Source organism: Clostridium sp. HCS.1 (assembly GCF_047900555.1).
Classification (GTDB): Bacteria; Bacillota; Clostridia; order Clostridiales; family Clostridiaceae; genus Clostridium.
In genome coordinates this window covers 2,648,034-2,671,245 of record NZ_CP170704.1, presented here as the reverse complement: position 1 = coordinate 2,671,245, position 23,212 = coordinate 2,648,034, and the positions used below count along the sequence as shown (strand labels likewise).

General features: G+C 29.0%; 20 protein-coding genes. 17 read left to right on the top strand and 3 right to left on the bottom strand.

Annotation, left to right across the window (positions count from 1 at the left end):
* Positions 1 to 17: 17 nt before the first annotated feature.
* The 8 genes from purE (at position 18) to ACFYH6_RS12695 (ending at position 7,751) form a co-directional block, all read left to right on the top strand.
* Positions 18 to 497 carry a 5-(carboxyamino)imidazole ribonucleotide mutase gene (gene purE, locus ACFYH6_RS12730; RefSeq protein ID WP_416178784.1) on the top strand — a complete coding sequence of 160 codons (480 nt, stop codon included), beginning with the start codon at positions 18 to 20 and terminating at the stop codon, positions 495 to 497.
* Entirely contained in the window at positions 497 to 1,201 is a 705-nt protein-coding gene (purC, locus tag ACFYH6_RS12725; protein ID WP_316343512.1) for a phosphoribosylaminoimidazolesuccinocarboxamide synthase, read from the top strand. Before purE ends, purC begins: the two co-directional genes overlap by 1 nt.
* Before the next feature lie 154 nt (positions 1,202 to 1,355).
* The gene (gene purF, locus ACFYH6_RS12720) at positions 1,356 to 2,762 is read left to right on the top strand and encodes an amidophosphoribosyltransferase (protein WP_316343513.1); all 1,407 of its coding nucleotides are present in this window, start codon (positions 1,356 to 1,358) and stop codon (positions 2,760 to 2,762) included.
* 20 nt (positions 2,763 to 2,782) lie between these two features.
* The gene (purM, locus tag ACFYH6_RS12715; protein ID WP_316343514.1) at positions 2,783 to 3,784 is read left to right on the top strand and encodes a phosphoribosylformylglycinamidine cyclo-ligase; all 1,002 of its coding nucleotides are present in this window, start codon (positions 2,783 to 2,785) and stop codon (positions 3,782 to 3,784) included.
* Positions 3,772 to 4,386, top strand: coding sequence for a phosphoribosylglycinamide formyltransferase (purN, locus tag ACFYH6_RS12710; protein WP_416178839.1), 615 nt, complete (start codon positions 3,772 to 3,774; stop codon positions 4,384 to 4,386). The genes purM and purN overlap by 13 nt, the downstream gene beginning before the upstream one ends.
* Positions 4,387 to 4,557: 171 nt before the next feature.
* Complete coding sequence (gene purH / locus ACFYH6_RS12705; RefSeq protein ID WP_416178783.1) at positions 4,558 to 6,060, top strand: bifunctional phosphoribosylaminoimidazolecarboxamide formyltransferase/IMP cyclohydrolase; 1,503 nt, start codon at positions 4,558 to 4,560, stop codon at positions 6,058 to 6,060.
* A gap of 158 nt (positions 6,061 to 6,218) precedes the next feature.
* Positions 6,219 to 7,466, top strand: a complete 1,248-nt coding sequence (gene purD / locus ACFYH6_RS12700; RefSeq protein ID WP_416178782.1) for a phosphoribosylamine--glycine ligase — start codon at positions 6,219 to 6,221, stop codon at positions 7,464 to 7,466.
* 135 nt (positions 7,467 to 7,601) lie between these two features.
* Positions 7,602 to 7,751: a hypothetical protein gene (locus ACFYH6_RS12695; protein ID WP_316343517.1), complete on the top strand. Its 150-nt coding sequence runs from the start codon at positions 7,602 to 7,604 to the stop codon at positions 7,749 to 7,751.
* Positions 7,752 to 7,798: 47 nt separating this feature from the next.
* On the opposite strand, the gene ACFYH6_RS12690 is transcribed toward ACFYH6_RS12695, so the two are convergent.
* Both ACFYH6_RS12690 and ACFYH6_RS12685 read right to left on the bottom strand, forming a co-directional pair.
* Entirely contained in the window at positions 7,799 to 8,503 is a 705-nt protein-coding gene (locus ACFYH6_RS12690; RefSeq protein WP_316343518.1) for an ABC transporter ATP-binding protein, read from the bottom strand.
* On the bottom strand, positions 8,496 to 9,650 hold the full coding sequence (locus ACFYH6_RS12685; RefSeq protein WP_416178781.1) for an ABC transporter permease: 1,155 nt from the start codon (positions 9,648 to 9,650) through the stop codon (positions 8,496 to 8,498). The genes ACFYH6_RS12690 and ACFYH6_RS12685 overlap by 8 nt, the downstream gene beginning before the upstream one ends.
* A 272-nt stretch (positions 9,651 to 9,922) precedes the next feature.
* Here ACFYH6_RS12685 and ACFYH6_RS12680 point away from each other — a divergent pair, with 272 nt between their 5' ends.
* The 4 genes from ACFYH6_RS12680 (at position 9,923) to ACFYH6_RS12665 (ending at position 15,417) form a co-directional block, all read left to right on the top strand.
* The gene (locus ACFYH6_RS12680) at positions 9,923 to 10,789 is read left to right on the top strand and encodes a cobalamin-dependent protein (RefSeq protein ID WP_416178780.1); all 867 of its coding nucleotides are present in this window, start codon (positions 9,923 to 9,925) and stop codon (positions 10,787 to 10,789) included.
* A 68-nt stretch (positions 10,790 to 10,857) separates the two neighbouring features.
* Positions 10,858 to 11,820, top strand: a complete 963-nt coding sequence (locus ACFYH6_RS12675) for a tRNA-dihydrouridine synthase family protein (protein WP_316345040.1) — start codon at positions 10,858 to 10,860, stop codon at positions 11,818 to 11,820.
* 442 nt (positions 11,821 to 12,262) lie between these two features.
* A complete protein-coding gene (locus tag ACFYH6_RS12670; RefSeq protein WP_416178779.1) occupies positions 12,263 to 14,167 on the top strand; it encodes an acyl-CoA dehydrogenase family protein in 1,905 nt (634 codons plus the stop codon).
* A 47-nt stretch (positions 14,168 to 14,214) separates the two neighbouring features.
* On the top strand, positions 14,215 to 15,417 hold the full coding sequence (locus ACFYH6_RS12665) for an FprA family A-type flavoprotein (RefSeq protein ID WP_416178778.1): 1,203 nt from the start codon (positions 14,215 to 14,217) through the stop codon (positions 15,415 to 15,417).
* A gap of 81 nt (positions 15,418 to 15,498) precedes the next feature.
* Here ACFYH6_RS12665 and ACFYH6_RS12660 read toward each other — a convergent pair whose 3' ends face one another.
* Positions 15,499 to 17,391: an FAD-dependent oxidoreductase gene (locus tag ACFYH6_RS12660; protein WP_416178777.1), complete on the bottom strand. Its 1,893-nt coding sequence runs from the start codon at positions 17,389 to 17,391 to the stop codon at positions 15,499 to 15,501.
* Positions 17,392 to 17,600: 209 nt separating this feature from the next.
* Here ACFYH6_RS12660 and ACFYH6_RS12655 point away from each other — a divergent pair, with 209 nt between their 5' ends.
* From ACFYH6_RS12655 to ACFYH6_RS12635, 5 genes are all read left to right on the top strand, one after another.
* Positions 17,601 to 18,479 carry a helix-turn-helix domain-containing protein gene (locus tag ACFYH6_RS12655; RefSeq protein ID WP_416178776.1) on the top strand — a complete coding sequence of 293 codons (879 nt, stop codon included), beginning with the start codon at positions 17,601 to 17,603 and terminating at the stop codon, positions 18,477 to 18,479.
* A 303-nt stretch (positions 18,480 to 18,782) separates the two neighbouring features.
* Positions 18,783 to 20,285, top strand: a complete 1,503-nt coding sequence (locus tag ACFYH6_RS12650) for a WD40/YVTN/BNR-like repeat-containing protein (RefSeq protein ID WP_416246462.1) — start codon at positions 18,783 to 18,785, stop codon at positions 20,283 to 20,285.
* Positions 20,286 to 20,313: 28 nt separating this feature from the next.
* Entirely contained in the window at positions 20,314 to 21,300 is a 987-nt protein-coding gene (locus ACFYH6_RS12645) for an aldo/keto reductase (protein ID WP_416178774.1), read from the top strand.
* A 146-nt stretch (positions 21,301 to 21,446) separates the two neighbouring features.
* Positions 21,447 to 22,463 (top strand): oxidoreductase, encoded by a 1,017-nt coding sequence (locus ACFYH6_RS12640; RefSeq protein ID WP_316344975.1) that lies wholly within the window; start codon positions 21,447 to 21,449, stop codon positions 22,461 to 22,463.
* 19 nt (positions 22,464 to 22,482) lie between these two features.
* A complete protein-coding gene (locus ACFYH6_RS12635) occupies positions 22,483 to 23,193 on the top strand; it encodes an SDR family NAD(P)-dependent oxidoreductase (RefSeq protein WP_316344974.1) in 711 nt (236 codons plus the stop codon).
* Positions 23,194 to 23,212: the final 19 nt, after the last annotated feature.

Sequence of the window (23,212 nt, the reverse complement as noted above, 5' to 3'; positions counted from 1 at the left end):
ATGAAAGGGGTTTTTATATGAAAGTAGCAATTTTTTTTGGAAGTAAATCTGATACTGATGTAATGAAGGGGGCTGCTAATTGTTTAAGGGAATTTGGTGTTGATTTTAAGGCATATGTTTTATCTGCACATAGGGTTCCTGAAAAGTTAACTGAGACTTTAAGAGAGGCAGAGGAAAATGGATGTGAAGTAGTTATTGCAGGAGCTGGTCTTGCGGCACATTTGCCAGGGGTTATAGCTTCTCAAACAACTATGCCTGTTATAGGAGTTCCTATTAAAGGGGCAATTGAAGGATTGGATTCATTATTTTCAATAGTACAAATGCCAAAATCAATTCCAGTTGCAACAGTAGGAATAAATAATAGTTATAATGCTGGAATGCTTGCAGTTCAAATGCTTGCTATAAAAGATAAGAGTTTAAGAGAAAAATTAAATGAATTTAGAATAGATATGAAAAAGAAATTTATAGAAGAAAATGGACAAGGAGTGGATTTATAATGGAAAAGTTAGAAATGTTATATGAAGGAAAAGCAAAGAAAATATATGCTACAGATAAAGAAGACGAAGTTATAGTTTATTATAAAGATGATGCTACTGCCTTTAATGGAGAGAAAAAAGGACAAATTGAAGATAAAGGTGAATTAAATAATTCTATTACTTCAATGATATTTGAAATGTTAAATAGAGAAGGAATAAAAACTCATTTTATAAAAAAATTAAATGAAAGAGAACAGCTATGTAAAAAGGTTGAGATAGTTCCACTAGAAGTTATAGTTAGAAATGTAGCAGCTGGATCAATGGCAAAAAGATTAGGATTACAAGAAGGCTATGAACTTAAAACAACAGTATTTGAATTATCCTATAAAGATGATTCACTTGGTGATCCATTAATTAACGATTATCATGCAGTAGGGATAGGAGCAACTACCTTTGAAGAATTAGAAAAAATATATGCAATTACAGCTAAGATAAATGAAATATTGAAGCAATTCTTTATAGAACAAAATATTAAACTTATAGATTTCAAATTAGAGTTCGGTAGATATAATGGAGAAATTTTATTAGCAGATGAAATATCACCAGATACATGTAGATTTTGGGATGCACTAACAGGAGAAAAGCTAGATAAAGATAGATTTAGAAGAGACCTTGGAAATGTAAAAGATGCTTATGTGGAAATACTAAAAAGAATGCAGAAATAATGAAGGAATGAAGAAATGAAGGAATGAAAAAATTATGAGAAAACTATTACAGAGTTTTAAGTAATTAAAAATAATTCAGCTTGGCTGAATTATTTCCATAATTCTTTCATTCTTTAACTTTTAACATTTTTTAATTAATGCTGGGGGTGTTTTTTTGAATTCAAATTTAGTCTTGGATCCAAGTAATGATAAATTTAAAGAGGAATGTGGTGTGTTTGGAATATATTCTAATAAGTCTATAGATGTTGCATCTATGGTTTATTATGGGTTATATGCTCTTCAACATAGAGGACAAGAAAGTGCAGGAATAGCTGTTTCAAATGGAGAAACCATAGATATTCATAAAGGAATGGGACTAGTTACAGATGCTTTTTCTAAGGAAAACTTAGATAATCTTAAAGGCTCTATAGCTATTGGGCATGTTAGATATTCTACTAGTGGTGATACTAGAATTGAAAATGCACAACCTCTACTTAGTCAATCGAAGCTTGGGGCAATAGCTATGGCTCATAATGGAACTTTAGTAAATGCAGATGTAATAAGAGAATTATTAGAAGATGGAGGACATATATTTCATACTTCAATAGATTCTGAAGTAATAGCTAATCTTATAGCGAGAGGCGCAAAAAAAGGGATAGAAAGAGCGATTTTTGATGCTATTCAAGCTGTCAGGGGATCTTTTGCTATGGTTATCTTAACAGAAGACAAGCTTATAGGAGTTAGAGATCCTCATGGGATAAGGCCATTATGTCTTGGAAAAATTGAAGATGGATATGTTTTATCTTCAGAAAGTTGTGCCTTAGATGCAATAGGTGCAGAGCTAATTAGAGATATTGAGCCAGGAGAAATTATTATAATAGATAAAAATGGTATTAAGTCTTATAAGTATTCTGAAAATACCCAGTGTCAAACTTGTGCCTTTGAATATATATATTTTGCTAGACCAGACTCCACTATAGATGGACTAGATGTTCATTATTCAAGAGTAAGAGCTGGTGAAGAATTATATAATGAATATAAGATAGATGCAGATATAGTAGTAGCAGTTCCAGATTCAGGAATACCAGCAGCAATAGGATATTCCAAGGCATCTGGTATAGCATATGATACAGGCTTTGTAAAAAATAGATATGTTGGTAGGACTTTTATAACGCCATCTCAAGAAATTAGGGAGAAGGCAGTAGCAGTTAAATTAAATCCATTAAAGGTAAATATAAGTGGTAAAAGAGTTATTTTAATTGATGATTCTATAGTAAGGGGAACTACATCAAAGCATTTAGTTGATTCATTAAGAAGAGCTGGTGCTAAAGAGGTTCATTTCTTAGTGGCTTCTCCAATAGTTAAATTTCCATGCTATTTTGGGATAGATACTCCATATAGAAGTCAACTAATTGGATCAAAAAAATCTACAGAAGAAATTAAAGAAGCTATAGGAGCAGACTCACTAGGCTATTTAAGCATGGAAGGAATGTATAAATGCTTTAAAAAGAATTGTGGTTATTGTGTTGGATGTTTTAATGGAATTTATCCAGTAGCAACTCCTATAGAGGGGGCAAAATAATTCTGAAAGGTAGTGGTGAAATGTTAACTTATAAAGAAGCAGGTGTCAATATAGAAGAGGGCTATAAATCTGTTAAATTAATAAAAGAATATGCAAGTAAAACTATGAGTGAATATGTATTAAATGGTCTTGGAAGTTTTGCTGGTATGGTTGAACTTCCTGAAGGATATAAAAAACCAGTTTTAGTTTCAGGTACAGATGGAGTTGGTACTAAATTAGATATTGCCTTTAAGACTAAAAAATATGATACAGTTGGCATAGATTGTGTTGCTATGTGTGTTAATGATATTTTATGCCATGGAGCAAAACCATTATTCTTTTTAGATTATATAGCTTGTGGAAAACTTGAAGCAGAAGTGGCGGCAGATTTAGTTAAGGGAATTTCAGAAGGATGTATACAAGGAAACTGTGCCTTAGTTGGTGGGGAAACAGCAGAAATGCCTGGCTTTTATAGAGATGGTGAATATGATATGGCTGGTTTTGCAGTTGGAATAGTGGATAAAGATAAAATAATTAATGGTAAAAATATTAAAGAGGGAGATAAGCTTATTGGTATAGCATCTTCAGGATTACATTCTAATGGTTATTCTTTAGTAAGAAAGCTGTTTACAGATTTAAATGAAGATATAGATGGAAAAGAAGCTTGGAAGACATTAATTACACCAACAAAAATTTATGTGAAACCAGTTTTGGAGTTACTTGAAAGATTTGAAATAAAGGGAATGGCTCATATTACAGGTGGTGGATTTATTGAAAATGTTCCAAGGATGTTTAATGGGAAAGGCTTAACAGCAGTGATAAATAAGAATAGTTACCCTTTACCTTTAATATTTAAAAAGATAATGGAAAAGGGTGTAGATAAAGATCATATGTATAATACCTTTAATATGGGGATCGGATTTGTATTATGTGTAAATGAAGAAGATGTAGAGCCTATTATAAAAGCATTAATTGAAATGGGAGAAAGAGCTTATGAAATAGGTTATGTAACATCTGGAGGTGAAGGTTGTTGTTTAAGATAGCAGTACTTGCATCAGGGGGAGGAACCAATCTTCAATCAATAATAGATTCTATAGATAATGGAAATTTAAATTGTAAGATAGAGATGGTTATAGCAAGTAAAGAAGGAATTTATGCATTAGAAAGAGCAAAGGTTAAGGGGATAAAAAGTTATGTGATATCTAAGGAGCAGTACGGAAATAAAGTATCTGATAAAATATTAGAAATAATTAGGGGAAAAGTTGATTTAATAGTTTTAGCAGGATATCTTTCAATACTCCAAGGAAATATTTTAAAAGAATTTAAAGATAAAATAATTAATATTCATCCATCTTTAATACCAAGTTTTTGTGGACCTAAGATGTATGGATTAAAAGTACATGAAGCAGTAATAAATTCAGGAGTTAAATTTACAGGATGTACTGTACACTTTGTTAATGAAGAAGTAGACGGAGGAGCAATAATTCTTCAGGAAGTTGTACCAGTATATTTCGAAGATACAAAAGAAGAATTACAAAAAAGAGTTCTAGAAAAAGAACATATTTTATTACCAAAAGCAATTGAATTAATAAGCAATAATAAAGTAGAAATTATAAATGGAAAAACAAGAATAATGAAAGAATGAAAAAATGAAGTAATGAAATAATGAAAGAATTAAGGAATAAATTCTTTTGTAATTTATTTAGTTTTTCATTTTTTCATTTCGATTTTGCAGAGCAAAAGAGAAACTTCATTCTTTCATTCCATAGAAATTTCAACAATAATTATGAATTATATATGGGAGGAGTATTTTGATATGATAAAAAGAGCTTTAGTTAGTGTTTTTGATAAGGATGGAATTTTAGATTTTTCTAAATTTTTGCAAGAAAAAGGAGTAGAAATAATATCTACAGGTGGAACCTATAAGCATCTTAAAGATAATGGAGTAAATGTAATTGAAGTTAATGAAGTTACTAATTTCCCAGAGATGTTAGATGGAAGAGTTAAGACTCTTCATCCTATTATACATGCAGGTATTCTTGCTATAAGAAATAATGAAGAGCATATGAATACCATTAAAGAAAGAAATATAGAACCTATAGATATGGTTATAGTTAATTTATATCCTTTCTTCCAAAAGGTTAGAGAAAATTTAGGCTTTGATGAAAAAGTAGAATTTATTGATATTGGTGGTCCTACTATGCTTAGAGCTGCTGCAAAAAATTTTAAAGATGTTATTGTAATATCTGATAAAGAAGATTATAAAGCAGTTATGAATGAAATTAATGAAAGTGGAGATGTCTCATTACAATTAAGAAAGAAATTAGCAGGAAAAGTATTTAATTTAATGAGTGCTTATGATGCTGCAATATCTAATTTCTTACTTGAAGATGAAGAATATCCTGAATATCTTTCAATATCTTATAAGAAAAAACAAAGCCTAAGATATGGTGAAAATCCACATCAAAGTGCATCCTACTATAGCTCAAATGAATTTGATGGAGCAATGAATAGTTTTGAAATATTAAATGGTAAGGAATTATCTTATAATAATATAAAAGACTTAGATATTGCTTGGAAGGTTGCCTGTGAATTTGATGAAGTTGCCTGTTGTGGACTTAAGCACAATACTCCTTGTGGAGTTGCAATAGGAGAAACTCCTTATGAAGTTTATAAAAAAGCTCATGATGCAGATCCAACTTCAATATTTGGAGGTATAGTTGCAATAAATAGAAAAATAGATAAAGCCACAGCAGAAGAAATGATTAAAATTTTCTTAGAAGTAGTAGCAGCACCAGATTATGATGAAGATGCTTTAGAAGTATTAAGAAGTAAAAAGAATTTAAGGGTAATAAAATGTAATAATAAACCTAATTCAAAAAAATATATGGTAACTGTAGATGGGGGAATTTTAGTTCAAGAAGAAGATACTAGATTAATAGAAGATTTAAAAGTAGTTACTAAAAAAGCACCTACAGAAGAAGAAATGAAAGATTTATTATTTGGAATGAAAGTAGTTAAATATGTTAAGTCTAATGCTATAGTTGCAATAAAAGATGGAGTAGCAGTTGGAATCGGAGGGGGACAAGTTAATAGAATTTGGGCAACAGAAGAAGCATTGCAAAGAGGAAAAGGTGCCACAGTATTAGCATCAGATGCCTTCTTCCCATTTAGAGACGTAGTAGATGAATGTGCTAAAAATGGAATAAAAGCTATAATTCAGCCAGGTGGATCTATAAGAGACCAAGAATCAATAGATGCTTGTAATGAACATGGAATATCAATGGTGTTTACAGGAATTAGACACTTTAAACACTAATCAAAGATTAGTGTAATGAAGAATGAAGAATGAAAAATGTAGAATTGTGGAAATAACTCAACGTAGTTGAGTTATTATATTCAAGAAATTCCCGTGGAATTTCAACAATAATTCTACATTCTACATTTTACATTTTTAATTTTCTAAGGGGGGTTTTTATGAAAATCTTATTAATTGGATCTGGTGGTAGAGAACATGCTTTAGCTTGGAAGTTAGCTAAAAATAATAGAGTGGAAAAGATATATGTAGCACCTGGAAATGGGGGAACTGCAAAAGAAATAAAGTGTGAGAATATAGATATTAATGATATAGATGAATTATTACAATTTGCTATAGAACAATCTATTGATTTAACAGTGGTTGGACCTGAAGACCCACTGACTAAGGGGATAGTAGATAAATTTAAAGATAAAGGTCTTAAAATTTTTGGACCTAGTAAAAAGGCTGCAAGACTTGAAGGTAGTAAGAGTTTTTCAAAGAACTTTATGAAAAAGTATGGTGTTAAAACTGCAGAATATGAAGTTTTTTATGATTCTGATAAAGCTTTAGAGTATTTAGAAGTATGTAATTATCCTATAGTAGTTAAGGCAGATGGATTAGCAGCTGGAAAAGGTGTTTCTATTTGTGAAAGTAAAGAAGAGGCAATAAATGCAGTAAAATCATTTATGATAGATGACATATTTAAAGGAGCTGGGCAAAAGATAGTTATAGAAGAATTCTTAGAGGGGGTTGAAGCATCAATTCTTTCAATTACTGATGGAAAAACAATAATACCTTTTATATCTGCTAAGGATCATAAACAAATATTTGATGATGGAAAAGGACCTAATACTGGTGGAATGGGTGTTTTAGCACCAAATCCATATGTGACAGATGAGGTTTTTAAAGATTTTGAAGAAAATATTATGAATAGAACCTTAATAGGTATAAAGGAAGAAGGATTTGATTATAAGGGAATTATATTCTTTGGACTTATGATAACTAAAAAAGGTGTATATCTTTTAGAATACAATGTGAGAATGGGTGATCCAGAAACTCAGTCAGTTCTTTATTTAATGGAAAGTGATTTACTTGAAATTATAGAATCAGCATTAAGTGAAAAATTGTATAATATAGAGATTAAATGGAAAACAGGAACTTGTATAAATGTTGTCTTAGCTTCAAAAGGTTATCCAGGGACCTTTGTTAAAGGATACCCTATAGATATTCAAGAGACAATTAAGGATAAGGTTTTTATAGCAGGTGCAAAAAATGAAGATGGAATATTAACAACTAATGGAGGCAGAGTTTTATCAGTAGTTGGAATAGGTAAAAATATAGATGAAGCTAGAGAAGATGCTTATAAAGCTATTAATAAGGTGAATTTTAAAGATAAATACTATAGAAGTGATATTGGAATTGTTTAGAATTATATTTAAAATTATAATCTAATAGTTTTGGAATGCTAGACAGTAATAGAAAATAATAAACTTTGTAATAAATATTGATATTTTTCTTAATAATATATATGTAAGTAAATATTTATATTATTGGAGGAACGTATGAATAGAGAAAATAAAAATCAAGCTTATTCTAGAGCCAAGGAAATGCTTATAGCAGGTGAGTCTTGGGATAAAATAATGGAAGAAACCAGATTAAGACAAAAGGATTTAAAAAGAATCCAAGCTACAGAAATAAGCCCTAAATTCTAAAATTAAGGAGCTGTAGCACAGCTCCTTATTAAGAATTTAGAATGTAATTATATAGCCATTTTTGATATATTGTTTTTCACTTCTAGAACTCTTCCATCTTTAATTTCTATAATTCTATCTGCTTTTTCTGCTATTCTATTGTCATGAGTTATAACTATAAAAGTAGTATTAAACTTTTTATTTATATCTCGCATAAGTTTATATATAGTTTCAGTAGATTCTGAATCAAGATTACCAGTTGGTTCATCTGCTAATATTATTTTAGGATTATTCATTAATGCTCTTGCTATTGCAGTCCTTTGTTGTTGTCCACCTGACATATTTACAGCAAGATTATTTTTAACATTAGATAATCCAACTAAATCTAATAAATCCTCAGCTCTTTTAAGAACTTCCTTTGAAACTTTAGAAGATTTAATTTTATAAGGCATTAGCACATTTTCAAGGGCTGTAAATTCAGGTAAAAGATAATGGAATTGAAATATAAATCCTATTGTTTCATTTCTAAGAACTGCAAGTTCGTTTTTATTAAGAGTATCAATTCTTTTAGAATCTATATAAATTTCTCCAGTAGAAGGTTTATCTAAAGTTCCCATAATATTTAGTAATGTACTTTTTCCACTTCCTGATGAACCTATTATTGAATTAAAGGTTCCCTCTTCAAAGGATAAATTTACATCATGTAATACTTGAGTTTTAAATGTGGTACCATAAAATTTATTTATATTATTTAATTTTATTATTTTAGCCATTTTTAATTACCTCCAATAAGTTTAATTTTGAAGATCTTCTAGCAGGAACTAAAGCTGCTATTGTTGATGATAGTACTGCTATAATAGCTGAAAGACCTATGAATTTATAATCTATATATAGTTGTATAATAGGAGTACCATCTGGATTCAAAGCAAATTTAGAAAACATAAAACTTAATAAAAATCCTATTATTACCCCTATAACAGCTCCCATTATTCCAAGTAATAATCCTTCAAATAAGAATATTAAACTTGCATCCTTATCTTTGATTCCCATTGCTTTTAAAATTCCTATTTGTTTAGATTTTTGAAGAACAGTTATTGCTAGTACACTGGCAATTCCTAAAACTACAGAAATTAATACAAATACTTGAATCATAATACTTGAAATGCTTTGACCATTTAATCCACTTAATAGCTCTGCATTATCATCTTTCCAGTTAGTAATTTTAAAATCATTTCCTAATGTTGATGATAAATCACTAGCAATAACATCTGCATTAAATAAATCATTAGTTTGCATTTCAATTGTAGTAACAGAGTTATCTAGTGAAAACATTTCTTGTGAGGTAGAAAGAGTAGTTAGTAACCAAGATTTATTTAATGATGCTACACCTAAATCATAGAAGCCAACAACTTTAAGTTCTGATGTCTTACCTGTATTTGATATTATTTCAATATTTTCATTTATATTAACTCCAAGCTCATTTTGAAGTTCTTTACCTATTATTGTTTCATAATTATTTTTTGCCTGACGGCCTTCATAAATTCTATCTTTGACATTATAGATTTTATCTGAATCATCAATATTCATACCTCTAATTAAAACAGAATAGGTATTATCCTTTGTTTTTATTAGTGCAGCACCATCAGCTGTAAATGATAAATTGGTAACCCCACTATTATTAGATATTTTTGATTTTATATCATCATAATTATTAATTAATTTATCTTCAGTAGTTGATGTTATTTTTATTTGTGGTGAGTTACCTATAGTTTTATTTATTAAATTTTTTTGTAAACTATTTATAAGAGATCCTATGAAAATCTGTACAGAAACTCCTATTGCAATTCCAATAGCTATAAGAAATGTTTGACCTTTATTAGAGCTTAAAAATCGTAAAGATATTTTAAATGGCAATTTCATAATTAGTCCTCCTTTTATTAAGTGTTGTAAAAATTATTATTCATTTTCAATATATATATAATTAAGGTTAAAATCCTTTAAAAATTCATTTTTATAATAATAAATGTTTATGGATAATTATTATTTATATAAATAATAAACCACAGTTTGAAATAAATCAATAGTAAAATGAAAATATTTTGAATATTTTTATTGCTTTATGTGATATTATATAATATATAATATTTAAATAATTTGATATAATATAATTAATAATGTGAAAGGAGTATTATATGAGGAATAGATTTGGAGAGGAATTAAAAAAGCTTAGGAATAAATTTGGATATACTCAAAGAGAACTTTCCAATATACTAGGAATAAAACAAACAACTATATCCAATTATGAAAAAGGACTAAGGTTTCCAGATGCAGATAAGCTTAAACAAATTTCAGATTTGTTTAATGTTTCTATAGATTATCTTTTAAATGGTGAAGATAAAAAAATAATAAATAAAAACAATTATTCAATAAACAAAGAAGAGTATAAAGAGTTTTTACAATATCTATTAAATGGATATAAGAATAAAGCAAGAGATTTAATATTAAATATTTATAACAATGGAATGGATATAGAATGGATATATTTTAATTTACTAGAAACAGCCTTAAAAGAAGTTGGTGTACTTTGGGAAATTGGTGAAATAGATGTTTGGAATGAACATTATATTTCAGAAAATATCTTGGATATAATGAGAGAAGTAAAAAGTTATCAAAAAATTAATGATAATAAAGAGTCATCTGTAATTTGTTTAACAGCAGGATCAGAGCAACATAATATTGGAATAAAGATGATTGCTGACTTATTAGAAGTAAGTGGAATTAAGGTAATATATCTTGGCTCAAATCTTCCTACTCTTAGTATTATTAATGCTATTAAATCAGAAAATCCCAAATATATTGCTATTTCAGTTACTATTTCTAGTAATATAGAATCTGCTAAAAATGTTATAAAGGCAATTAGAACTTCATTTAAGAATAAAGCTCCTTTAATAATAGTAGGAGGAATGGCTTTTACTAATATCAATGATGTTTGCAAAGAAACAGATGCAGATTTTTATTGTAAGGATTTAGATGAAATAAAAATGTTATTTAATAAATAAAACATATATAGATAAGTTAAGATAAGGCTGATATAATTTCTTTAGAATAAACGTAGAGGAGTTAGTACATGAAATATTATTTAGCACCTATGGAGGGAATTACAGGACATATATATAGAAATGCTTATAATAAGTATTTTAATAATATGGATAAATTTTTCACCCCTTTTATTACACCAAACACAAGTAAAAGTTTTAAGACTAAAGAATTAAGAGACATATTACCAGAAAATAATAGTGGATTAAATGTTGTTCCTCAAATACTGACTAATGATTCAGAAGGTTTTATTAATACTTCAATGAAGTTAAAAGAATTAGGATATAAGGAAGTAAATTTAAATTTAGGATGCCCGTCTGGAACTGTTGTTTCAAAATATAGAGGCTCTGGATTTTTAGCAAAAAGAGAAGAACTGGATAAGTTTCTAGATGAAATATTTAAAATTTCTGACCTAAAGATTTCTATAAAAACCAGAATAGGAAAAGATAGACCTGAAGAATTCTATGAACTTATTAAAATCTATAATAAATATCCATTAAAAGAATTGATAATTCATCCAAGAACTAGAGAAGATTTTTATGGCAATAAGCCTAATTTAGAGATATTCAATGATGCATTAAATTTAAGTAATAGCCCAGTATGTTATAATGGAGATATTTTTACAACTGAGGACCATAATAAATTTGTTAATAACTTTCCAAATGTAGAAAAAGTTATGATTGGAAGAGGAATATTAGCTAATCCTGGATTATTAGATGAAATAAAAGAAAATATAGTTTTAGATAAAAATATATTAAAAGAATTTCATGATGAAATCTTTACTAACTATAGAAATGCTTTTAATGAAGATAAGAATGCCATTTATAGAATGAAGGAATTGTGGGGCTATATGATATATATTTTTTCTGATAATAAAAAATATATAAAAAGAATAAAAAAGGCACAGAAAATAGAAGATTACAATGAAGCTGTTTTGAGTCTTTTTAGAGAACAGGATATTGTAAGAGGAGCTGGCCTTTTTAGTGAAAATTAAATAATATAAAGTACATATAATAAAGTCAGATATAATTCTGGCTTTTTTTAATTGAAAAATTTGTTAATTAAATATTAAACGATATAACAATCTATATCTACTTAATTAAATGATAATTTGTAAAAATGTAAATTAATGTATACATTTATTTTTAATCTATAAAAATACTAATTAAAATTTTACCATTATAACAATTTAATAGTTAGAAATTTGTTAAGAATAATAATTAAAATATAAAAAAATATCAAATTGTAAATATTTTCAGAATAAATTGACAGTAAATATTCTTAGTTTTATAATAATTATTATTAAGAAAGATGAAAAATCTATTAATATGGTTTTATTTATTCTTACAATTATTTGCAGAATAAGTTTTAGCTTTTATTACTAATGTCAATGTGTTTTATATTTGGTAAAACACAAAATAAAAGGAGGCAAGTTTATGTTTTTTAAGACTACAGACCAACACGAAGCTTTTCGTGCGAAAATAAGAGAATTTGCAGAGGCTGAAATTAGACCTTATGCAGCTATGTGGGACAAGGATAGTATTTTCCCTACAGAAGCTATTAAAAAATTAGGTGAAATGGGAGTTATGGGAACTCCATATCCAAAAGAATATGGTGGCTTAGGTGCTGATGTTATAAGCTATGCTATCGCTGTAGAAGAGCTTTCAAGAGTGGATGGTGGAGCTGGAGTTATTTTGTCTGCCCACGTTTCTTTAGGAAGTTATCCAATATTTGCATTTGGAACTGAAGAACAAAAACAAAAGTATTTAGTACCTTTAGCAAAGGGTGAAAAAATAGGTGCTTTTGGATTAACAGAACCTAATGCAGGTAGTGATGCTGGTGGAACTGAAACAACAGCTGTTTTAGATGGTGATTATTACATTCTAAATGGTGAAAAGATATTTATTACTAATGCTGATAAAGCAGATACATATGTTGTTTTTGCAGTAACTACTCCTGATATTGGAGTAAAAGGTATTAGTGCATTTATAGTTGAAAAAGGATGGGAAGGATTCACATTTGGAGATCATTATGACAAATTAGGTATTCGTTCATCTTCAACTGCACAACTACTTTTCAACAATGTTAAGGTTCCAAAGGAAAATTTACTAGGAAAAGAAGGACAAGGATTTAAGATAGCTATGCAAACACTTGATGGTGGACGTATAGGTATAGCATCTCAAGCACTAGGAATAGCTCAAGGTGCATATGAAAATGCTTTAGAATATGCAAAAGAAAGAATTCAATTTGGAAAACCTATAGCTGCACAACAAGGTATTTCATTTAAGTTAGCAGATATGGCAACTAAATTAAGAGCAGCAAGACTATTAATATATAGTGCAGCAGATTTAAAAGAACATCATGAATCATATTCAATGGAATCTGCAATGGCTAAAATGTATGCTTCAGACATATGCCTAGAAGTAGTAAATGATGCATTACAAATATTTGGTGGATCAGGATACTTAAAGGGAATGGATGTTGAAAGAGCATATCGTGATGCTAAAATTTGTACAATTTATGAAGGAACTAATGAAATTCAAAGAGTAGTTATAGCTTCTCATATAATTGGAAAGATTGCAAAGGGTAATAGGAGCACTAAGAAGAAAGCTGACCCATTGACAGGCGCTCGTAAGAAGGTTATATTTAAGGAAGGTACAGCTAAAGAAAATGTAGAAAAACTTGTTGAGGCATTAAAGAGTGAAGGATATGACTTTACTGTTGGTATTGACATAGATACTCCAATATCAAAAGCTGAACGTGTAGTAAGCGTAGGTAGAGGTATTGGGGAAGAGAAGAATATGGAATTAGCGAAAGCATTAGCTGTTCAAGTTGGAGCAGCTATAGGATCATCACGTCCTGTTGCTGAAACTTTGAAATATTTACCTCTAAACCGTTACGTTGGAATGTCAGGACAAAAGTTTAATGGAAATCTTTATATAGCATGTGGTATATCAGGCGCTGGACAACATCTAAAAGGAATTAAGGACGCTACAACTATTGTTGCTATTAATAATAATCCGAATGCACCAATATTTAAAAATGCAGATTATGGTATCGTTGGAGATATAATGGAAATAATGCCATTGTTAACAGAAGCATTAGATAACGGAGAACCTAAGAAGCCAGCTCCTCCTATGAAGAAGATGAAGAGAAGTGTTCCTAAGAAGGTTGCACCTACATGGAAGACTTATGTATGTACTGGTTGCGGATATGAATATGACCCAGCTGTGGGTGATGAAGAAAATGAAGTATTACCAGAAACTCTATTTGAAGCCTTACCAGAAGAATGGATTTGCCCAGACTGTGGTGAAGAAAAATCTAATTTCATAGAGGCATAATCTTTAGCAAAAGTTTAAATTTTCATAGTCAAAAGGAGGATTAATTAATGTTTTGTGTTAGAAAAGTAACAGAAGACCTTTATTGGGTAGGCGGTAATGATAAACGTCTTGCTCTATTTGAAAATATTCACCCAATTCCAAGAGGGGTTTCATACAACTCATATTTATTATTGGACAAAAAGACAGTGTTATTTGATACTGTAGATTGGTCAATAGCTAGACAATTTTTAGAAAATGTTGAAGCTGTTTTAAAGGGTAGAAAGTTAGATTATTTAGTAGTAAATCATATGGAACCAGATCACGCAGCTTCACTAGAAGAAATAATTAGACGTTATCCAGATGTTAAAATTGTTGCTACAGAAAAGGCATTCTTATTAATGAGACAATTTGGATTCGATGTTGATGGAAGAGAAATTGAAGTTAAAGATGGAGATTCAATGTCATTTGGTAAGCATGAAATTAAATTCTTTACTGCAGCAATGGTTCACTGGCCAGAAGTTATGGTTAGCTTTGATACTAAGAATGGTGTTCTATTCTCAGCTGATGCATTCGGAACATTTGGAGCTTTAGATGGTAAGCTGTTTAATGACGAAGTAAACTTTGAGCGTGATTGGATTGATGATGCTAGAAGATACTATACTAATATAGTTGGTAAGTATGGTCCACATGTACAAGCATTACTTAAAAAGGCAAGCACTCTTGATATTAAGATGATTTGCCCATTACATGGTCCAGTTTGGCGTTCAGATTTAGGATATTTTATAGATAAACATGATAAATGGAGTAAATACGAACCAGAAGAAAAAGCTGTAATGATAGTATATGCTTCAATGTATGGAAATACAGAATCAGCTGCTAATGCATTAGCAACTAAATTTGTTGAAAAAGGAATTACTAATGTAGTTATGTATGATGTATCAAATACTCATGTATCTACATTAATAGCTGAAACATTCAGAGTTAGTCATATTGTTTTAGCATCAGTAACATATAACTTAGGTATTTACCCATTAATGCATAACTACCTAATGGATATGAAGGCACTTAACCTACAAAATAGAACCTTCGCTTTAATAGAAAATGGTTCTTGGGCAACTCAATCAGGTAAATTAATGGGAGAATTCCTTGATGGAATGAAGAATATGAATGTTTTAGATGATAAACTTTCACTAGTTTCTTCTATGAAGGAAGATAATGTTGTAGATATGGATGCTCTTGTTGATAGTGTTATTGAATCTATGAATAAATAGTGAGTACCCCTTATCCTTATATATAGTACTTAAAATGAAAAAGTCTGCAATATTTTATTGCAGACTTTTTTATTTGTCAGTTTATTTTAATGAATTTACATAATTAACAGCACTTGTTCCAGCTATTCTTCCTGAAGTATAAGCAAATCCACAAGCTAAACCTTCATATGGTGGGTAACCTACTCCTGTATAGTATCCACCTGCAGTTGTTCCAGCAGCGTATAAACCAGGAATTAATTCGAAATCAGTAGTCATAACTTGCATATTATCATCTACTTTAACTCCACCAATTGTTCCAAGGAATACACCACGAACATCGAAAGCATAAAAATCACCAGATTCTACTTTATAAGCTAATGATGTACTTGCCTTACCGTAGTCAGTATCTGATCCTTTTTCAATCATTGAATTATATCTTTCAACAGTAGCCTTTAAATCAGTTGCATTCATTCCAGTAGCTTCAGCTAATTCTTCTAATGTACTTCCCTTAAATGCAGTACCAGCTTCAACAGATGCATCTGCTAGCTTAACAAAATCATCAAGATCCATTTTAGCACCAGGGCCTGCTTGAGATACAGTTAAAGATGTTCCATTTGAGAATGATTCTAAAGTAGCTTTATCTACTATAATGTAGTATTTTCCACCAACAGTATAGGCTGCATTTGCCCAGAAAGCTGTATCATAAACAACATCCTCATTAGTAAAACGACTACCAGTAGTATCAACCCATAATAATGGTGTATTAAGTATTTGTGTTAAACTTGTATCTGAGAATCCAGCAAGATTTTCTCCAGCAGAATCTTGTTTAACTGTTGATTCAGCAAATTGACAAGCATGTAGTAAAGGAGTTGCATCTAAATCAAATCCACCAATTTCTTCAATTGCAGAAATACCTTCACCAGCATTTGGCATACCAAGTGAATTAAATAAGTTAGAGTTTAATGCAGCTGCAGTTTTTTCAGAATCAGCACCAAAACCACCTGTACAAATAATTGTTGCAGAAGCATTAACAGTTAAGATACCACCATCTTCTTTTTTGGCAGTAATACCTGTTACAACACCATCATCATTTTTTATTATAGTTTCAAGAGATGTGTTATAAACAACTTTAGCACCCATATTTTCAAGATTGCTATACATATTTTCGAAAGCTGTAGCTTGATCTACAAACTTATGATAAGTTTTCCATTTATAAAGATCATCTTCATGAGCTAATTGAGTAGTTTTTTCAGGAAGATAGAATTCAACTCCATATCCTTGTAACCATTCAACAGTATCAGCTGCATTTTCAACAATTTTTCTTACTATAGTACCGTTTGATAAATACTGATTAAATTCCATAAGGTCTTGAACTGCTTTATCTACAGAAAGGTCAAGTCCTTCATTTTTTTGTAATTCTGTTCCTATCGCAAAGAATCCAGATGCAATTTTTGAGTTACCACCTGCTGATGGATTTTTTTCAACTACAAGTACGTTAAGTCCAGCTTCACTTGCTGCTAAAGCGGCAGCAGTACCAGATCCACCTGCACCAACAACTACTACATCAACATTTACTTCTTCGTTTTGTCCATTTTTTGATACTTTATTATTTTTAAGAGCTTTAATATCAGCGCCTGCTTCAGTTAATGCAGTAGTAACAGCATTTATAACAGCAGTACTTGTATAAGTAGCTCCACTTACAGTATCTACAGCTAAGCTTTGAGTATCAACAATAGTTTTTGCTAATTTAGGAGCAGCTTCTCCTCCTATAGTAGGTGTTTCTGAATCTGCAGTAACATCAATTGAAGAGATCTTACCTTCATCTGATATTGTTACATTTACAGTTACATCTCCACCAAATCCACTTTCTGTAGCTGTGTAAGTTCCAGCTTTAGCAACAGAAGTACTTTTAGATTCACAGCCTATTAGCAAACTAGTTGATAAGCTGAAGGCTAAAGTGGCAGTTATTAATTTGCGTAAAAAACCTTTTTTCATTTATTTTCCCCCCATTAATTAATTTATTGTTATTTTTTTAACCAACATTAAACAGTATAACAGAGATATTTTTTTAATAAGATGTTGCACTTCACATAAAAAGTGGTTTTTATTTAGGTTTAATTGTATAATTATTATAAATAATATAAAATATCATTAATATTGAAAAATATATATAGTAATGAATTATAAGAAAGAGAAAAGAATAATTGGATAAGAATTTGCTTTTAAAACAAATAAAAAATAAATCGAATTTTAATTTTAAGGATGGCTATAGCTTAGATTTGTACGAGAAAAGAAACGGTTTTCTTATTTCAAAAGAAAAATATATATCTTTGTTAATTATATATGGAGTTGTAAGTGTAAATATAGATTCAAAGATAATAAAGCTAGTAGAAGGAACAATAATTTTATTAAGAAATGGATCAAATATTAAATACTCAATTAATGAAAAAAATTCTAAAATATGTGTAATTAATTTTACAAAAGAATTTTTTGATTCTAATCTAAAGGCTCAAATGGCCGATTGTCCAATATTATATGACTTTATTAGATTAGATACAAAAAAGATTGAGTATTTAGTATTTGATGTTACTAACTATGATATAGTTAAAAAGTATTTAAATTTTTTATTATATGAAATCACAAGAATAAATGAAAATAATGAGAAATTAGTTAAGGCGGCATTAGTTTTATTTTTAACTAACCTGCATAACATTCATAAGGACTCTTTAATAATTAGTGAATCTAGTATGATGGAAAACTATGATGTTGGAAGTTGGCTAAAATATATGGTAGATAATTATTCTACTGTATCTTTAAATAGTATGGCAAAGGCTTTTAATTTTAATCCAACTTACTTTTCTCTTAAATTTAAAATATTGGCGAATGATAGTTTTTCGAACAAGCTTAGAGAAATAAAATTGGAAAAAGCAAAATGGTTATTAATTACTACAGATTTATCTGTTCAAAATATTTCAGAAATAATTGGATTTAAGGAAAAAAGTTATTTCTTTAGAATTTTCAAAAAAAGATATGGAATGACACCACTTAAATATAGAAAAGTTAACCAAGATTTAAGAAATTAAAGTAAATAATTATTACAAAAATAAATTGATTAAAAATCTGCATTATTTATGTGGATTTTTATTTTTTACAAAAAAGGGAGTATAATTACTTACTAGAGAGGTGAGGGTATGAAGTATAATACTATAAAGAGAAAAAATGAGTTATTATCAATTCTAAGTTCTCCATTATTTGTATTAGTATATATTATTACATTTTATGAGTTATATTCTTTCTGTAGATATGGAAGATATAATAGTAATTTTATAATATTAATTATATGTTTATTGTTATTTTTAGCATTATTAATTAAGTTAATAATAAGAATGACGAGAAAGACAATTTATATTCCCGAGGAAATAATAAAAAAATATACAATAGAGCAAGATTATATAAAGTTAGATGATTATGATGGTATAGAAGTAAAACTTGATAACATTAAATTTTTTAATATAAAAAAGAAATATGCATATATAACTTTAATAAACAAAGATATTCTTATTTTAAGTCTAGAAGATATAGATGAGTATTATAAAGAAAATTTAAAGAGAACATTATATGATATAAGAGATAAAAAAATAAAATCTAGTGCAAAAAAGGTATGGTTATACTTATCTATAATAATACTTATATCCTTTACAGTTTATTATGGAGCAAAGATTTATGAAACTTCAATTAATTTTAACGGAAAGTTAGCTTGGAAATTGTATGACTTTAAAAACAAAAAAACTGTAAAGTTTGAGAATAATAATATATATACCGATGGAATTGAAGGTATATTAACAGATATAAAGGAAAAAGTAGATTTACCAGAAAAATTGTATGTATCAGATAGTGGATTAAATATAGAATTTAATAGAGAGGGAACTATTGAATTATTTAATGCATTTATATATGGAGATAATGAAAATGGGGAGCTTCAAAGCTACTTAATAGATTATGATTTAAATAAATCTAAAAAAATAACAATTTATTTAAATGGATATGTTAATGCAGATTATAATAGAGATAAATTGTTAGAACCATTAATAAATACAATGAAAGTTATTCCGTTGGAAGACACTATAAGTAAATGGAAAGAAAATAAATATGGAATTCTTTACTTTGGTAAAAGAAGCTGGGAATTAAATACTGAAGGAGTTGTATATATAGATAATAGCGGACAAACTAAGGAAGGAAATACTATGACTTCAGAAATTATAGGATATACTGTATCAGTTTATGTACCTGGCAAAGAAAATTCTATTACTCCTATTAGGTATAATTTAGTCAATGACTTGAGTAATATTAATGAAAAAACTTTAGATAAACCTGATAACAATGAAAAGACATCTTCTAGTAGTGAAGACAAGGAATATTATATAAATGATAGTATAGGTTATAGATTAAAAGTAGTAGGTGCTGCATTAGGAAGTAGATTTTATTCTTTAGAAAATACTAAAGATGGTGGTTTAAGTTGGAACACATTAAATGAGGATCCTTTTTTAGGTAGATCAGGCGGTGCTTCAGGAATTGTTTTTATTAATGAGAGTCTTGGATTTATTTCATTATCTCATAATGGAGGAGATTCAGCAGATTTATATAGAACAAAAGATGGTGGATTAACTTTTGAACAAGTAACTATACCTATAAAGGAAGTAACACTAGAGAATGGGGCAATTATAGAACCTTTTGATTTCCCAGAGATGCCCTATGAAGATAATAAAGTTTTGAATGTGTTAGTTGGTCAAGGTGCAGATGGTGATTATAATGGAAATAGTAGTGTATTATATGAATCTAAGGATGGTGGATCAACTTGGAAATTTATTAAAGAAGTAAAAAATAATTAAGAACTACACAGATGAGAGTGGGGAGAGTATGGAGTATATTAAACTAGGAAATTCAGATTTAAATGTTTCTAGAATTTGTCTAGGATGTATGGGTTTTGGAGATTCAACCCAAGGAATGCATTCATGGACTCTTGATGAAGAAAAATCATTAGAAATAATAAAAAAAGCACTTGAAGAAGGAATAAATTTCTTCGATACTGCAATTAGTTATCAAAATGGTACTAGTGAAAAATATCTTGGGAGAGCTTTAAAAAAATTGGTAAAGCGTGAAGATGTCATTATTGCTACAAAATTTCCACCGAGGAATGAAAAGCAAGTTAAAAATAATGTTAGTGTAAAAGAGCATATCAATAATATGCTTAGTCAGAGCTTATCTAATCTTGGAACTGACTACATAGACTTATATATTTGTCATATGTGGGATTATTCTGCTCCAATAGAAGAAGTACTAGAGGCGTTACATGAGCAAGTTATATTAGGGAAAATACGCTATATAGGAATATCAAATTGTTTTGCATGGCAACTAGAAAAAGCAAATCGTATAGCTGATAAAAATGGATGGAGCAAGTTTATTTCTATACAAAATCATTATAATCTATTGTTTAGGGAAGAAGAAAGAGAAATGGTGCCTTGCTGTAAAGATGGCAATATAGCTATGACTCCGTATAGTTCACTAGCTTCTGGTAGACTAGTAAGAGATTGGGAAGAAACAACTAAGAGATTAGAGGAAGATTTCTATGCTAAAGGGAAATATGATTTAACATCAGTACAAGATAGAATAATTGTTGAGCGTGTGGCTGAACTTGCACAAAAGAAAGGTATGACACGGATTCAAATAGCATTAGGTTGGTTACTTTCAAAAACTACATCTCCAGTAGTAGGTGCTACGAAAATTTCTCATATTGAAGAAGCTATCAAAGCGATTCCTGTTAAATTAACGGAGAAAGAAAAGGAATATTTAGAAGAGGCTTATGTTCCTCATAAACTTGTAGGAGTTATGTCTCAAAACAAATAAAAAAATGTAAATAGTTCAAGGCTATCCTATAGATGGATAACTTTGTTTTTTGGAACAATAATATAAATGTGAGTATTATTTTGAAAATTGATTTATTTTTATACTATTTGATATAATAGTATAAAATACAAAATAGGAGGAAGATAATGCTTACTATAGGATATATAGGAAATGGAAAGAGTACAAATAGATATCACTTACCATTTGTACTTCAAAGAAAAAATATAAAGGTAAAAACTATTTATCAAAGAAATCCTAAAAATGAGGCTTGGGATAGAATAAATGGAGTAAATTACACATCTAATTTAGATGAATTGTTAAAGGATGAAGAGATACAATTAGTGGTAGTTTGTACAAAGCAAGATAGTCATTATAATTATGCAAAATTAGTTTTAGAAAATAACAAACATTGTTTAGTGGAAAAGCCTTTTATGGAAACTTATGATGAAGCAAAGGAGATTTTTGATTTAGCAAAGTCTAAAAATTTAATTGTTCAAGCTTATCAAAATAGAAGGTTTGATAGTGATTTTTTAACAGTTCAAAAGGTTATTGAAGAAGGAAAGCTTGGAGATTTATTAGAAGTAGAAATGCATTTTGATTATTTTAGACCAGAAGTTCCAGAAGGGAATTCTAAATTTTCTCCTTATGAATCATTTTTATATGGACATGGATGTCATACTTTAGATCAAGTAATAAGTTATTTTGGTAAACCAGATAATATTCACTATGATGTAAGACAATTACTTGGAACAGGTAGAATGAATGATTATTTTGATTTGGATTTATATTATGGAACTACAAAAGTATCAGTTAAATCTAGTTATTTTAGAATAAAATCAAGACCAAGCTTTGTGGTTTATGGCAAAAAAGGATGTTTTGTAAAAGAAAGTAAAGATAGGCAAGAAGAGCATTTAAAGATGTTTTATATGCCAACAAATAAAGATTTTGGTAAAGATACAATAGATCAATATGGGGTATTAACATATATTGACGAGGAAGGAACTATCCACGAAGAAAAGGTTAAGTCTGTAGATGGTGATTACGGAAGGGTATACGATGATTTATATGAAGTAATTATCAATAATAAAGAAAAGACTATTAAAGATTACGAGACTTTATTACAATTAGAAATATTAGAAGAAGGTATAAAGAACTTAAAATAATATTTAAGGAGATATTAATATGAGAGTAGCATTAATAACTGGAGGAGCTAGAGGAATAGGTTATCACTTGGCTGAAGGATTTGCTAGAAGTGGATTTAAAGTAGTAGTGATGGATATTTTAGATGGAAAATATGAGGATGATAATATAGATTTCTACAAGGCAGATTTAAAAAATGAAGATGAGATAAAAAATGTATTTACTAAGGTTATTGATAAATATGGCTATATAAATGTATTAATTAATAATGCTGCAATTAGTCATTATGAAAAGTATATAGAAGATGTACAGTTAGAAGACTTTAATAATGTAATTAATACTAATTTAAGAGGAAGCTTTATTTGCTGTAGAGAATTTATAAGAGCAAATGAAGGCCAAAATTATGGAAGAATAATAAATATTGCATCTACTAGATATAATCAAAATGAAGCCAATTGGGAGCTTTATGGTGCTTCTAAGGGAGGAATTATATCTTTAACAAATAGCTTAGTAGTATCATTACATAATACTCCAATAACAGTTAATGCTATAAGCCCTGGATGGATACAAGTTGATAATTATGAAGATTTAAGAAATATTGACCATATTCAACATCCATCTGGTAGGGTAGGTAAGCCAAAGGATATATTAAAAGCTTGTCTATATCTATGTGATGAAGATAATGATTTTATAAATGGAGCTAATTTAGTAATAGATGGTGGAATGACAAAAAAGATGATTTATGAAGAGTAGAAAAGAGGCTGTTAAACAG

Coding starts and splice junctions, on each gene's coding strand:
- ACFYH6_RS12680 (WP_416178780.1), top strand. CDS start 9,923: ATGAGGAATAGATTTGGAGAGGAATTAAAAAAGCTTAGGAATAAATTT.
- purM (WP_316343514.1), top strand. CDS start 2,783: ATGTTAACTTATAAAGAAGCAGGTGTCAATATAGAAGAGGGCTATAAA.
- ACFYH6_RS12635 (WP_316344974.1), top strand. CDS start 22,483: ATGAGAGTAGCATTAATAACTGGAGGAGCTAGAGGAATAGGTTATCAC.
- ACFYH6_RS12685 (WP_416178781.1), bottom strand. CDS start 9,650: ATGAAATTGCCATTTAAAATATCTTTACGATTTTTAAGCTCTAATAAA.
- purD (WP_416178782.1), top strand. CDS start 6,219: ATGAAAATCTTATTAATTGGATCTGGTGGTAGAGAACATGCTTTAGCT.
- ACFYH6_RS12650 (WP_416246462.1), top strand. CDS start 18,783: ATGACGAGAAAGACAATTTATATTCCCGAGGAAATAATAAAAAAATAT.
- ACFYH6_RS12645 (WP_416178774.1), top strand. CDS start 20,314: ATGGAGTATATTAAACTAGGAAATTCAGATTTAAATGTTTCTAGAATT.
- ACFYH6_RS12640 (WP_316344975.1), top strand. CDS start 21,447: ATGCTTACTATAGGATATATAGGAAATGGAAAGAGTACAAATAGATAT.
- purE (WP_416178784.1), top strand. CDS start 18: ATGAAAGTAGCAATTTTTTTTGGAAGTAAATCTGATACTGATGTAATG.
- purC (WP_316343512.1), top strand. CDS start 497: ATGGAAAAGTTAGAAATGTTATATGAAGGAAAAGCAAAGAAAATATAT.
- ACFYH6_RS12670 (WP_416178779.1), top strand. CDS start 12,263: ATGTTTTTTAAGACTACAGACCAACACGAAGCTTTTCGTGCGAAAATA.
- purH (WP_416178783.1), top strand. CDS start 4,558: ATGATAAAAAGAGCTTTAGTTAGTGTTTTTGATAAGGATGGAATTTTA.
- ACFYH6_RS12660 (WP_416178777.1), bottom strand. CDS start 17,391: ATGAAAAAAGGTTTTTTACGCAAATTAATAACTGCCACTTTAGCCTTC.
- ACFYH6_RS12665 (WP_416178778.1), top strand. CDS start 14,215: ATGTTTTGTGTTAGAAAAGTAACAGAAGACCTTTATTGGGTAGGCGGT.
- ACFYH6_RS12695 (WP_316343517.1), top strand. CDS start 7,602: ATGAATAGAGAAAATAAAAATCAAGCTTATTCTAGAGCCAAGGAAATG.
- ACFYH6_RS12690 (WP_316343518.1), bottom strand. CDS start 8,503: ATGGCTAAAATAATAAAATTAAATAATATAAATAAATTTTATGGTACC.
- ACFYH6_RS12675 (WP_316345040.1), top strand. CDS start 10,858: ATGAAATATTATTTAGCACCTATGGAGGGAATTACAGGACATATATAT.